Here is an 11,670-nt window from a genome sequence, read left to right as displayed (position 1 = left end):
CAAACACCTCTCGATAAAGGTCGGTCGGGGGCTTCGCTGCCGATAGGGGCCCGAAGCCTCCGGAGAACGAACCCGCGAGCCACGGGAGGATAGCTCTGGGTATTTCTGCATTTGGGGAGCATGAGGATTTTGGGGAGGTCAGGCGGCGCGTGTTGTTTAGTGGCCCACGGTTGCGAGCGGCAGTCCACATGCGCGGCGTGTCGATCCCGAGCGCCTCGTCGTATGCGCGGGGTTGAACGGCACGCAATGCTCGTAAAATCGTAAATCGGCAGAACCAATTCTGAAAACCTGCATCTCCACGATTCGGTCGTTGAACGGCACGCTCTCGTAAGTGACTATCGACAGTCAACATTCTATTTTCCAACACAGCTTCGGCAAGGCCGGTGGCTCCAAACAGCTCAGCTGGATGTTCCTAGAACCGCTAATGCCTTGACGCTACTGCGAGGCTCATAGAGCTTAAGGTTGTGAGCTACTCCGCGGCCAGCTCTCGGCGGCGCTTCTCGGCCAGGAGGCTGCCGATGGTGGCGCCGTTGGCCCCACCAACGTTCCTTGCATCCTCTAGCATACGGCGCATACCAGCAAATTTCTCTGGCTGACTGCGGCGCGTTTGTGTGTGTTCTTGCAGCCAGCCTTCAACCTCTTCGGGCGTAGCAACGTTTATTGCCTTACGTTCATATCGCAGTTTGCCGTCAGGTCCGCGGCTTTTGACGACAATGGTCTGCCAGATGCCGGAGTAGCCACCGAGAAGCTCGCTCTGACCTGGCACCTCTCGGACACGCCGGCGGGCAACTTCGTTTACAATCTTGGTCAACGCGATGGTTTCGAGTTCTGACTGTGCGGCTGAAATGATCACGGCATAATCTTTTCGCAGCGCTTCGATCAAAGTTTTTGTGCTGATATCGCCGCCTTTGGCGGCGGAATTGATAATCTTGTTTATGGTTGTTCGAACCTGCAACAAAGACATCAAGAACCTCCTTTGCTGAAATGGCCAAGAGCCTGTTCGACGGCACCGGCCACGACTTCGTCCGTATTTTTTGATGTCATGCGAATGGCTTGAGGCCGGACCTGATCGATCACAGCCGTTACATGCTGGCCTGCGGCTAAGCGAAAGATCGCGTTCGTGTCGCGCTCTGGGCCAAGTGGAATGGCATGGTCCAACTCGGTGATGATTAGCAGATCGTACCGTGTGGCATGGGCAGCGACAATTGTCTGCAATTCTGAAAGTCGTTTCCGACTGAGCCCGCGGGATGAAACCTCCAGAGCTGCTGTGAGGTAACCCAAGGCGTCCGGTACCGGACGATCGGCCAGAACGACGTACCTCGTAAGCAACGCCTCGGCCTCCCTGCCGCATCCCTTCGGCGATGATCCACAACGCGCTTTCATATGTGTGATCGCTAAGGATAGGAAAGCCTGCATCGCGCGCCTTGGTAGCGAGATCACCGATCTGGCCTACGCTCAAGCCGCGACCTTCAAGTGTTTCGGATACTCTGGAGACAAAAGTAGATTTGACCCGGACGGCGCTGGAAGGCTTCGTCAAGAGCCTTTTGGCGACGGACGAGGTGGTGATCGAGGCGACCGGCAACTGCATGGCGGTATCACGGGTGCTGTCGCCTTTCGTGAAGCGGGCTATCTGCCGGAGAGCGCGAGCGGGGAATGCTGACAAAAGCAGAAGCCTGCGCAAAACTCGGGATCACCGAATGTACCCTGGTCAGATGGGCGAAATACGACATCGTGAAAAGACATACCTACAACGGCTATATCAGCCTCTATGAGCTGCCAGGACCGCACGTCCCAGCCAAACAGTGCAGCCGATGGAACCAGCTTGCCCATCGGGCAGAGGCTATCCGCCGACTCAACTCCTCAAAATGCTCCGATCTCAAGGAAAGGGCTGTAGTATGAAGCCAGTTAGTTTGTGAACAGGCATGCTCCTTGGCCGTCATGCCATATGACCTTCAACAAATTTCCGCGTTTCCCCCTGAAGCAAAACAGGTTCCCCCCCAAGGGGATTATGTTTGAGGACCTCCTGCACCCGGAGCGCCAGCGATGGAAAGCCACATCTCATATCGGTGTAGCCTGTCGCCAACCACACACGCACGCCTTCTGTCGGGATCATCGCAGCATTTCCAGGCCCTGCAAGATCCGCAGCAGGACACTGACGTCGACAGTGCGGTCAACGATCACACGCCGGCCGTTGGCCCCGACGATTTCCATCCGGCCACCGGTAGACACCGCTTGGCAGCTCGCAGCTGGCACTTCGGAGTGCGATCGCACAGGACCCGGCTCTTCCGGCTCTACATCGTGCACGCTGTGACCGACCACACCCATTTCAATGAAGGCGATTGGTGGGGTCTCGGATCGGTCACCCGATCTCCGTTCCCGGGTTTGCTTCATCCAGATGTGCAAGTGGTTCGCGTTCATGTCGTGACGCCGCGCGACAACCGCCACCGGATCACCGGACTTCTGCACCTCGCGCATGATCGCCAGCTTCTGCTCGACCGTCCAGGAGCGGCGCGTCCGCTGTCGGCCCGCATCCGTCGGCAGCGGCAGAGCCGCGGGCGTGCTCGCTTCCACCCTCGACGGCTGTTCCATAGCTACTTCATTGCCAAGCGTCCACTTAATCTAAGCGGACACTACCGCCACAAGGTACGCGTCAGTAGGCGGCCTTTAGCGTATGCGTACCGTCGGTCCGACATTCGAACGCGTGCGATTGTGGCGCAGCAGAAGACCTGACGACCGTTCAATTCGAATTGATGGCTGATGTGGGAGTTGGAAGGCCGAGCCAATGCGCAAGCAGCAGTGCCGACGGTGGCAACAGATAAAAATCGGAGCAAAATTTTGCACGCCATCACATACTCGTGCATTGAGCTGTTCGGCGCCAGCGTCAGCAAATACAAAAAAATCGATCCTGCATTGTTCTTGCACCGGTAAGAGCCGAGAGGATGTCACGTTAGCTGACGCTCCGCTGACGCCTTCGAGTGCGGACGCAATGGCCCGTTCGCACATCTTGTGAATAGTCCTTCCCCATGCACCTGAAACCGCCTGGCCCTTTTCCTTTCAGCGCTGCTTCTAACGGCAGGCCTGCGCTGTCAGTCTTTGAACTGCGGGCCTCGTCAGCTTCTCGTCAGCGGATGCGGGCAGGATAGTTCCTCGCTAGATAATCTCTCAAACCACGGAGGTGAATTATGGATCCGAAGAACTTCAATCCCTTCTCACCAGATTGGCAAAACTCGTACTACGCGATGCTGGCCCAGCAGCAGGCAGGACAGGGGGGCCAGCCGGAGGAGGCCGCGCAGCGCGACTTTGAGGAGCACCTGGAAGAGGCGGGCCAGCAGGACGCTCCCGATCATGGGAGGCGGTACGCCATCGCCCCTGATGACGCGGCCCTCATCCGGAATGCGCGTAATGCGGCTTGCCAGAAGATTGCGTATCGCTCCGCAGTCGTGAACGGTTCGAGTCTCCGCAAGTTATCTGAAGCACTACAGCAGCGTTACAATTTGTCTCTCAATGGACTTAGTGACGTGTCGCTGAAGGATTATGCTAAGCAACTGTTTCCGGGTGAAGCCCGGGTCATTACGGCGTTGGGCATGCTTAGGGCGTACCGCGAGGGTGCCTATGGAGAGGGTGCCTCTGGAGCGGGTACCTCGCGTCAGGGACAGGGAAGGCGGTATGATGTCGTTCCTGAAGATGCGGCGTTAATCCATAATGCGGGTGGTGCGGCTCGCGGGAGGCTTGAGGCTGGGTCTATATCTAACAATTCCACGAGTCTCCGCAGATTGTCTGGAAGGCTCCAGCAGCGTTACAATTTGTCTCTTAATGGACTTAGTGACGAATCGCTGAAGGCTTATGCTAGGGAGCTGTGTCCGGACGACCCCAGGGTCCAGAGTGGGGTGAGCATGCTGAAGAGGTATCGGGAAACCCTTGGAGAGGGCACCTCGCATGCTGCGGAGGGCAGCTCTCGCCAGCCAGTGCAACAGCCATCACCAGAGCATGAGTCATCCCCGTCGCGAGTGTCAAGTTACAATCAAGACCAGCTTTGGGGCGATTATGATGCGGTCCAGGCGGCGCCGGGTGGCGCTTCTCCGCAGTCATCCCCGTCGCGAGTGTCAAGTTACAATCAAGACCAGCTTTGGGGCGATTATGATGCGGCCCAGGCGGCGCCGGGCGGCGCTTCTCCGCCGCCCATTTGGCAGGGAATGAATGCGCCTTCGCCAGCGCCCACCGTTAACCAGCCAGGCCCATCGGATCAAGGCGCCGGGGCATGGATTTTTGGGGCAGCACACGTGCCCAGCGCGCCTCCGGCGCCGGATCTAGCAATCTACGTCCCCGGCTGGCAACACGGCGATCAGCGCGCGCCTGAGGACCTCATGCGCGGAATGCACTACATGGGCGTGCTGCCGAGCCCGTCGCAGCCGCAGACAAATTTCACCATCGGTGGCGTGCCCTACACAGCGGCGTTGGGGCCATCAGGCAGGCAAAACGACATCATTGTGTTCTACCGCCGAAACTGAACAAGCGATTGCCGCACGACAAACAGGGGTTCTTCCGCATATTTGGTGCAGGTGCCGGGATTCACGGACGGTGCGAATAAGTTCATAGAGTCGGAATCGCAGTCGACGCCGTGATTTGCCCGTGCTCCATGCCTTCCGCTCGCTGATTTCGCCCGAACTTTCGATTGTCCAAATTCTCCCGGAGGCCGACAGGGTAGTGTGTCGCGCTGCATTTAATAATGAGACTCCTCGGCGTAATGATATCGAGACCGGTAATTTCTCTGGGGTCGAATACGGGTTGTTTGGCCCAAGCAGTCCATCACCGTCGCTTCTTCAAGGAGGCAGCGATGGCAGTGGAATGGACGATCACGATCGAGGGCAGGAACGAATTTGGCGACACCTGCCGGAAGGAGGTCCGCATCGACAAGAGCTGGAAGGGCTTGTTCGACGGCGATATCGGCTTCTCGATCGACGATGGAAAGAAAATCATGGCGGCCCTGCAGAGCGCGGTCGTCAGCCACGAGGCGGAGACCTACTCGCTCTTTCGCCGCGTCTGCCCGGATTGCCACACGTTCCGGCCGGTCAAGGGCTATACGACGCGCAAAATCCGGACTGTCTTCGGCACGGTGGAGGTTCGCAATCCCCGTTGGATGCTCTGCCGGAAGTGCCATCCTGGCATGGTCGCTGCCTTCGCACCACTCAACGAGATCTGCCCTGATCGAGCCACGCCTGAACTGATTGAACTGACGGCGCGATTGGGAAGCATGATGCCGTATCGGCAGGCAGCGAAGGTGCTTGGCGAATTTCTGCCCATTGAACCCACCGAGACGTACGTGACCGTGCGCAAGCGGACCATCAGGATCGGTGAACGGCTCGATGAACAGATCGCGAAGGAAGAAAGGCGCGCGCGAGCTCAAAGGCACGATCGAAGCCAGCTTGAAATGCAGCTTCCCGGCGACCGACGCAAAGAGTTCGTCATCAGCATCGATACGGCACATGTTCGCAGCGCCGATCCCAATTCCGCGCGAAACTTCGAGCTCGTTGTAGCTCGATGCGGCCGCGGCGGTCGGGGTGATGTCGGTGGCCGCTACCTCGTGACCAGCAACACCGACCAGGCTGCAATCCGGGATCGAGCCCTCCACGCACTTCAGCAAGAAGGCTATTGCGGCTTTGGCAACGTCACCGTGATCTCGGACGGCGCCGAAATCCTGAAGCGGCTGCCCCGCGCCATGCCGAAGCCGACAGCCCACATCATCGACTGGTTCCACATTGCCATGAAGATCCAGCCCATGCAGCAGATCGCCGATCACATCGTTCCCAGTCCGACCCTTTTGAAGTGCTTCCAACCATCGACAAGGACATCAAAGCCGTGAAGTGGCGTCTCTGGCACGGGCGGGTCGATGGCGCGATCCGCGACCTGGAGCAACTCCTGGCGAGACTGAAAGACTCGCAAAGGGACGGCGAGTTCTCGATCGCACGGCCTTATAGCCTCGCCTCGCAGCTCCTGATCGCGGCGCGATCGTCAACTATGGAAAGCGCTATCGGGCTGGGCTTCGCGTTGCCTCCGCTCTGGCCGAGTCGGCGGTGAATTCACTCGTCGGCAAGCGGATGGTCAAAAAGCAGCAGATGCGCAGGTCCTCCTACGGGGCCCACATGCTCATGCAAGTCCGGACGGCGGAGATCAATTGCGAACTTCGCGATCGGCTGCGGGCACCCTTCCGACAGCCAGAGCCAAACGTGCGCCCATTATTCAAGCCCAAACCACCCCTTCTGCGCGCCGCGTAACCCCAGAGAAATTACCGGCCTCATTGAATCCCGCTCCCTTTACCAAACGAAATCGGCCGTGGAGCTGACCGATGGCGCTGAAGCTGTCGGCATGGCAAGAACGCGCCGCGACGGGAACGACGCTGTGATCATCACTTGGGGAACCATGGTTGGGCCATCTCTCGCGGCAGCCGAGGCTCTTTCAGCGGAACAGCTCGATGTGGGCGTGCTGGATCTTCGTTGGCTGAACCCACTTGCCGAGAAGGCTATCGTCGACGCCGTGACAGCGGCGAAAGGCAAGGTGCTCATTGTCCACGAGGCGGTGAGGACGGGGGGATTCGCTGCCGAAATCGCCATGCGTATTCGCGAACTCGTTCCGGAAATGGATGTCAGGATTTCACGATTGACGACCCCCGACGTCAGAATGCCATCGAGCCCCGTACTGCAGAAGGCGCTTCTCCCGAATGCCCAGACAATTGCGGAGGCCGTGAGAGCAATAGGGGGCTGACCGCCAGCCTCCGGTGTGGTTTTGGAATCACCGGCTCCATTTTAGCCAGTGCCATCGGTAAAAAAGGCGGACATTGCCTCGATCTGGCCGATCAGCATCCTGTCTCCCGGTGGACATGCGCGCCGGCCCTCTGCGCGGCCTCAAGCAAGGGGGTCATCGCCGGAGCCATAACCACCTCGCAGAAGCAGACTGAAACCATGAAACTCGGAACGTCTTGCATTCGTGAAGGCCGCCTCTGGATAGTGGCATTTACTTTTTGACTCGGCGCTTGGGAAACGGCATGCCGGCGCTGTGGGCGGCGGCTCCGCCATCGACAGGAATGATGGCACCGGAAATATAGGATGCCTCCGGCGAGACCAGGAAGGCGATGAGGTTTGCCACCTCTTCCGGCCGGGCCATCCGTTGCTGCGGCAATTGCAATTGCTGGCTGGACGAGAAGCCTTCCATGACGCCGGACATCATCTCCGTTGCGGTCGGGCCAGGGCAGATGCAGTTCACGCGGATGCCAAAACGCCCATAGTCGACCGACCAGGAGCGGGTCAGTGCCACCAGGGCGCCCTTCGAGGCCGTGTAGGCATCGGCGAGCGGCATTGCCCTGAGCGCCGCGATGCTCGACAGCAGCACGATGGCGCCGTCGTTGTGCATCGCCGGGCGGAACGCACGGACGCTGAGCATCACCCCTGTCAGGTTGACGGCAAGGGTTTTGTTCCATGCGTCGAGCGTCAGCTGTTCGGCGCGGTTGTCGTCCGGCCGCAGATTGATCCCGGCACACGCGATCAGCGCATCCATCCCGCCGATCTCGCTAGCGCAGGCGCTCAGCTCGTGGTCCGAGGTGACGTCGCAGATATGGCTGGTGATCGCCGGGTCCGGATTGGGCTGGCGGTCGAGCGAATGCACGTTCCAGCCGCGATCTCTGAGGATTCCGGCGGCGGTGCCGCCAATGCCCCTGGCGCCACCCGTGATGACGGCGACCGGTGCAATGCCGGTTTCGGTGGAGCCGAAGCTGTTCAGGAAAGGTGCCGCGACCAGCCGCGAGATTTCCGCGATCTGCGCTGGCGGTACGAGATTGGCCATGCAGCCGGCGGCGGCGACCCGCCGCGGCGGATTGGGCGCGCGGCGCTGCGCCTCGATCATGCGTTCGATCATGCCCGGCATCAGCACGAACCAGCCAACATCGATCTCGGCGAGCGCCTGGGCGATAGCATCAGCATCGAAGCCGTCGACGATGTAGACCGGCGCGCCGTGGCAGAGTGCGGCAAGGGCCGGATCGGCTGCCGCCATGTGGAACAGCGGCGACCAGGCGATCGAGCCGTCGCTTGGGCGGATAGCCCAGTCGGCCATCATCACCAGCGCCCGGGCGATGATGGCGCGGTGGCTGATGACGGCGCCCTTGGGCAGGCCGGTGGTGCCGCTGGTGTAGAGGATCAGCAGCCCATCCTCGGCGCTTGCCGAAATATCCGGCTCCTGCGGCGAGCCTGTGTCCAGCATATGTTCATAGCCGTCGCCGAACAGGGCCAGCGGGTAGGCCAGCCCGAGGCTTGCCGCCGCTTCGGCAAAGCGCGGCGAGGCGAAGATGAAGCGCGGTTCGACAAGCCTGAGGCAATGGGCGAGTTCCGGTGCCGCCTGCCGCCAGTTCTGGCAAGCGGCGATAGCTCCGATCTTGGCGCAAGCAAGCACGATCTCGATGTATTCCGACCGATTCTCCGAGACGATTGCGACACGATCACCAGCCATCACGCCATCATGCCGCAGCGCCGATGCCAGCCGGTTCACACGCTCGTTGAGCATCCCGTAGCTGATTGTGTTGCCAGCCCCGACGATGGCGGGCGAGGCAGCATTGGCGCGGGCACTGTCGCGAAACAGCGATGCCACCGTTGGTCCCGCCGCCGCGGCACGAACCGCGCTGGATCCGTGAAGACCCATGGGGCGCGGATCGCTCACGCCACTGCTCCGAAGAGGCTGCCGGCGGACAGATGGCGCAGATTTTCGGCACGCGCCAAAACGCGGCGCGACATGGGCTGTCGCATCCATCTCCTCCCGGACAACGACTGATGTTTCCTAGATGTTTCCTACAAGAAAACTTTCATGTCAACACGATTTATGCGATATCCCGTCGACTATGCCGACACGCAGCGTGCGACGCGCCAGCGGTTTTCGTGTGCTCCGATCGATCGGGGGAGGAAAATGGACGTCAGCGCAAAGATGGGAGAAATCGGCGCGTCCCTGCGCCGGCTTCGCAAGACCGCCAACCTGACGATGGAGGCGGCCGCGCGCCAGGCAGAGGTGACCAAGGGCTATCTCTCCAAGGTCGAATCAGGCGTTTCGCAGCCCTCGATCGCGGTGGTCAGCCGGCTGGCCGACGTCTATGGCGTGCCGTTGTCCGATGTCTTCATCTCGCCCGGCGAGAAGGGGCCGATCTCCATCGTCCGTGCCGACGAACGAAGGCCGATCAACCGCAACGGCAGCGAGCTTGGCTATGTCTATGAGGTGGCCTCCTTCAACAAGGCCAATCCGCGATCCGAGATATTCTTCCTGACCTTGCCCTGCATCGAAGACGTCCAGCTGCCGCGTTTCCGGCATGCGGGCGAGGAGATCCTGCTGATGCTGGAGGGGCGCATCCGTTTCGACTTTGCCGGAACCGAGATGATCCTCGGACCGGGAGACTGCATCCAGTTCGAATCCTCTTTCGAGCACAATGGCGTCGCTATCGACGGCAAGGAAGCCAAGGCCTTCGTGGTGATTACGCCTGAACGGTCAACGTAACAGGGTCGATCATATTGCTGTTTTGATCAACGAGCGGCCCATTTTGAATGGGTCAACTCGCTGCGGAGACTCCTTCGGACAAATCCCAGCAATGGGCGCTACCCATCAGGTCCGCCACTTTGCCCGCGCGTCATATGCATCATCACGCCGGCGCCTCGAGATAAGCGAGCAACGACCGGTCTGTCCCATTTGATGGAGAAAACTGGCTCGTCTGCAGGTGGCCGGGTCGGGGCACTCTATTATATGTCGAGTAATTGGTTGAATTCTATCACGTTCCGATCCGGTCGCGTACAAAGCAGTCTGGGATTTGAACGATGCGGATCGAAAGGCCACCAAGTCGCATGACGGCCAAACGATGAGGGCCGCGCTCTTACAAGCCGCATGGAAGCGACGCTAGTCGCCGAACAGGTCGGGACACGCCACGTTGAGCCGCTGCACCGTCCACAGCACTTCGCGCAGATGCGCAGCCATCCGGGCACCGGGCTGTTTTGCCTCGCCGGTTTCAACGGCCTCGAAGATCGCCACATGCTGAGCAAGCTGCGTTTCGAGGTGGCGACGCTCGGGCAAGCTAAGGTAGCGCACACGATCCATCGCAGCTTGACCACCTGGATGACCCGCCAGCTCCGGGGCAGGCCGGCCTCCTCACAGCGTTCTCGATATCGAGGAAAAGCTCGCGGGCGCCCTCGGCAACCGCCTTTGCCTGCCTGGCGAGGTTCGCTTTGCCGTCGGCGATGAAATCACTCGAGTCGTGGCCGGCCAGCCTCTGCACGACAGTGACACTGAGCACTCACTAATGAACTGGGCTTCCTCCACGTCGCTCAGCCGGATCGGCGCGACGAAGCTGCCGCGCTGCGGCAGGATGTCAATCAGGCCTTCATAGGCAAGCCGAATGAGCGCTTCACGCACGGCGTGCGGCTGACGCTGAGTTGCTGGGCAAGGTCCTGTTCGCTCAAGGCTTCGGATGGCAGCATCACCAGCGTGGTGATGGCGCGGGCCTCGCCCTACGTTTCTATCAATTGGTCGCCATCTCCGGTGACATGCGGTACGGCGGCACTACTAGCCGGCGAATGATCTTGTTCTTATGGCTTTTGGCTACAGACACCGCTAGAGCAGTTTCTGGATAATCACGGTTAGGCATCGTAGCCGGCGTGGGCGAACAGGTTTTCGCATTCTTTGGGGTGGAAACGATCGATGGCGACGGCCACGGCGTCCCATAATTCCGGGATGGACCGGGCTGCTGCCTTTCGCAGTAAAGCCTTCAGCTTGGCGAAGGCCATCTCAATGGGGTTAAAGTCCGGGGAGTAGGGCGGAAGATAGCGAAGGGAAGCCCCCGCAGCCTCGATGATTTCGCGGACACCGACCACTTTATGAGCAGGCAGGTTGTCCATCACGACGACATCGTCGGGTTGAAGCGTCGGCACGAGGACGCGGCGCAAGTAGACCAGGAATGCTTCGCCATCCATGGCGCCGTCCAGGAGCCAGGGCGCGACGATCCCGTCGAGGCGCAGGCCGGCCGTGAAGGTCGTGGATTTCCAGTGCCCATGAGGAACAGCCGCCCGGCAACGCTGTCCACGCGCAGAGCGGCCTCGTAGCCGGGCCATCTTGGTATTGAGGCCACTTTCGTCGATGAAGATCAGGCGGCTCGGATCGAGATCGAGTTGGCCTTCGAACCACTCTTCCCGCGCTGCCAAAACATCCGGTCGCTGCTGTTCGGCCGCGTGCGCTGTCTTTTTTTGTACGTGATGCCACGCTTTGCGAAGAACGCATGGACCGTCGTCAGGCTGGCTTTGACCCCGCGCTCTGCCGCAAGGCGATCGACGATCTCGGCAAGCGTGATGTCCCGCTCATCGGTCTCGACCAAGGCGAGAATGAAAGTCTCGTGCGCGTCCAGCTTCGATACCTTCGGCTTGCCCTGCCGCCCAGGTTCCAGATTGCCGCTCGAACGCCAGGCCCGATACCATGCACCAGACGTCGATATCCCGATGGCAAACCGCCGTGCCGCTTCTCGGGTCGACAGGCCTGCCTCTATCGCCTCGATAACACGCGTCCGCAAATCCAGGCTGTAAGCTCGTGCCATGCCGCTGCTCCTTCCGCAAATCACTTCGATCAGGGAATCAGAACAAGCCGTTCACTGCAAACAAACGACTC

The 11,670-nt window shown here is 60.2% G+C and carries 11 protein-coding genes and 3 pseudogenes; 6 read left to right on the top strand and 8 right to left on the bottom strand.

The features are described from left to right. Nucleotides 1-469 precede the first annotated feature (469 nt). Nucleotides 470-964: a hypothetical protein gene (locus ACFSQT_RS08610; protein WP_095090245.1), complete on the bottom strand. Its 495-nt coding sequence runs from the start codon at nucleotides 962-964 to the stop codon at nucleotides 470-472. Next, a complete protein-coding gene (locus ACFSQT_RS08605) occupies nucleotides 964-1,329 on the bottom strand; it encodes a hypothetical protein (protein ID WP_378976986.1) in 366 nt (121 codons plus the stop codon). The genes ACFSQT_RS08610 and ACFSQT_RS08605 overlap by 1 nt, the downstream gene beginning before the upstream one ends. A gap of 167 nt (nucleotides 1,330-1,496) precedes the next feature. Between ACFSQT_RS08605 and ACFSQT_RS39780 the strand changes: the two are divergent. Next, nucleotides 1,497-1,631 (top strand): annotated as a pseudogene (locus ACFSQT_RS39780) (IS110 family RNA-guided transposase); the annotation flags it as partial. A 22-nt stretch (nucleotides 1,632-1,653) separates the two neighbouring features. Next, nucleotides 1,654-1,899: a hypothetical protein gene (locus ACFSQT_RS08600; RefSeq protein WP_167392282.1), complete on the top strand. Its 246-nt coding sequence runs from the start codon at nucleotides 1,654-1,656 to the stop codon at nucleotides 1,897-1,899. Between the two features lie 6 nt (nucleotides 1,900-1,905). Here the strand turns inward: ACFSQT_RS08600 and tnpB are convergent, their stop codons facing one another. The 3 genes and pseudogenes from tnpB to tnpA form a co-directional block, all read right to left on the bottom strand. Further along, nucleotides 1,906-2,055: an IS66 family insertion sequence element accessory protein TnpB gene (tnpB, locus tag ACFSQT_RS08595; protein ID WP_342586882.1), complete on the bottom strand. Its 150-nt coding sequence runs from the start codon at nucleotides 2,053-2,055 to the stop codon at nucleotides 1,906-1,908. Continuing rightward, nucleotides 2,021-2,113, bottom strand: a pseudogene (locus ACFSQT_RS08590) (hypothetical protein); the annotation flags it as partial. The gene tnpB and the pseudogene ACFSQT_RS08590, both read right to left, overlap by 35 nt. Next, complete coding sequence (gene tnpA, locus ACFSQT_RS08585; protein ID WP_095090243.1) at nucleotides 2,110-2,589, bottom strand: IS66-like element accessory protein TnpA; 480 nt, start codon at nucleotides 2,587-2,589, stop codon at nucleotides 2,110-2,112. The pseudogene ACFSQT_RS08590 and the gene tnpA, both read right to left, overlap by 4 nt. A gap of 593 nt (nucleotides 2,590-3,182) precedes the next feature. On the opposite strand from tnpA, the gene ACFSQT_RS08580 reads away from it, so the two are divergent. From ACFSQT_RS08580 to ACFSQT_RS08570, 3 genes and pseudogenes are all read left to right on the top strand, one after another. Beyond that, nucleotides 3,183-4,508, top strand: coding sequence for a hypothetical protein (locus tag ACFSQT_RS08580; RefSeq protein ID WP_379018026.1), 1,326 nt, complete (start codon nucleotides 3,183-3,185; stop codon nucleotides 4,506-4,508). A 326-nt stretch (nucleotides 4,509-4,834) separates the two neighbouring features. Then, nucleotides 4,835-6,272: pseudogene (locus ACFSQT_RS08575) on the top strand (ISKra4 family transposase). A 58-nt stretch (nucleotides 6,273-6,330) separates the two neighbouring features. Beyond that, nucleotides 6,331-6,759, top strand: coding sequence for a transketolase C-terminal domain-containing protein (locus ACFSQT_RS08570; RefSeq protein WP_206073795.1), 429 nt, complete (start codon nucleotides 6,331-6,333; stop codon nucleotides 6,757-6,759). A 249-nt stretch (nucleotides 6,760-7,008) separates the two neighbouring features. On the opposite strand, the gene ACFSQT_RS08565 is transcribed toward ACFSQT_RS08570, so the two are convergent. Then, nucleotides 7,009-8,700 carry an SDR family oxidoreductase gene (locus tag ACFSQT_RS08565; protein ID WP_379018025.1) on the bottom strand — a complete coding sequence of 564 codons (1,692 nt, stop codon included), beginning with the start codon at nucleotides 8,698-8,700 and terminating at the stop codon, nucleotides 7,009-7,011. 243 nt (nucleotides 8,701-8,943) lie between these two features. Between ACFSQT_RS08565 and ACFSQT_RS08560 the strand changes: the two genes are divergently transcribed. Next, complete coding sequence (locus ACFSQT_RS08560) at nucleotides 8,944-9,522, top strand: helix-turn-helix domain-containing protein (protein ID WP_167392290.1); 579 nt, start codon at nucleotides 8,944-8,946, stop codon at nucleotides 9,520-9,522. A gap of 393 nt (nucleotides 9,523-9,915) precedes the next feature. On the opposite strand, the gene ACFSQT_RS08555 is transcribed toward ACFSQT_RS08560, so the two are convergent. Both ACFSQT_RS08555 and ACFSQT_RS08550 read right to left on the bottom strand, forming a co-directional pair. Continuing rightward, the gene (locus ACFSQT_RS08555) at nucleotides 9,916-10,113 is read right to left on the bottom strand and encodes a GntR family transcriptional regulator (protein ID WP_095090231.1); all 198 of its coding nucleotides are present in this window, start codon (nucleotides 10,111-10,113) and stop codon (nucleotides 9,916-9,918) included. 539 nt (nucleotides 10,114-10,652) lie between these two features. Further along, nucleotides 10,653-11,599, bottom strand: a protein-coding gene (locus tag ACFSQT_RS08550; RefSeq protein ID WP_417568608.1) for an IS630 family transposase whose coding sequence is annotated in 2 segments (ribosomal slippage) — nucleotides 10,653-11,255 and nucleotides 11,258-11,599 — 945 coding nt in all. Because the reading frame shifts where the segments join, the coding sequence is not laid out codon by codon here. Nucleotides 11,600-11,670: the final 71 nt, after the last annotated feature.

Source organism: Mesorhizobium calcicola (assembly GCF_042682105.1).
GTDB classification, from domain to species: domain Bacteria; phylum Pseudomonadota; class Alphaproteobacteria; order Rhizobiales; family Rhizobiaceae; genus Mesorhizobium; species Mesorhizobium calcicola.
The sequence above is the reverse complement of the archived record's forward strand: the minus strand, read 5'-3'. Positions and strand labels throughout refer to the sequence as shown.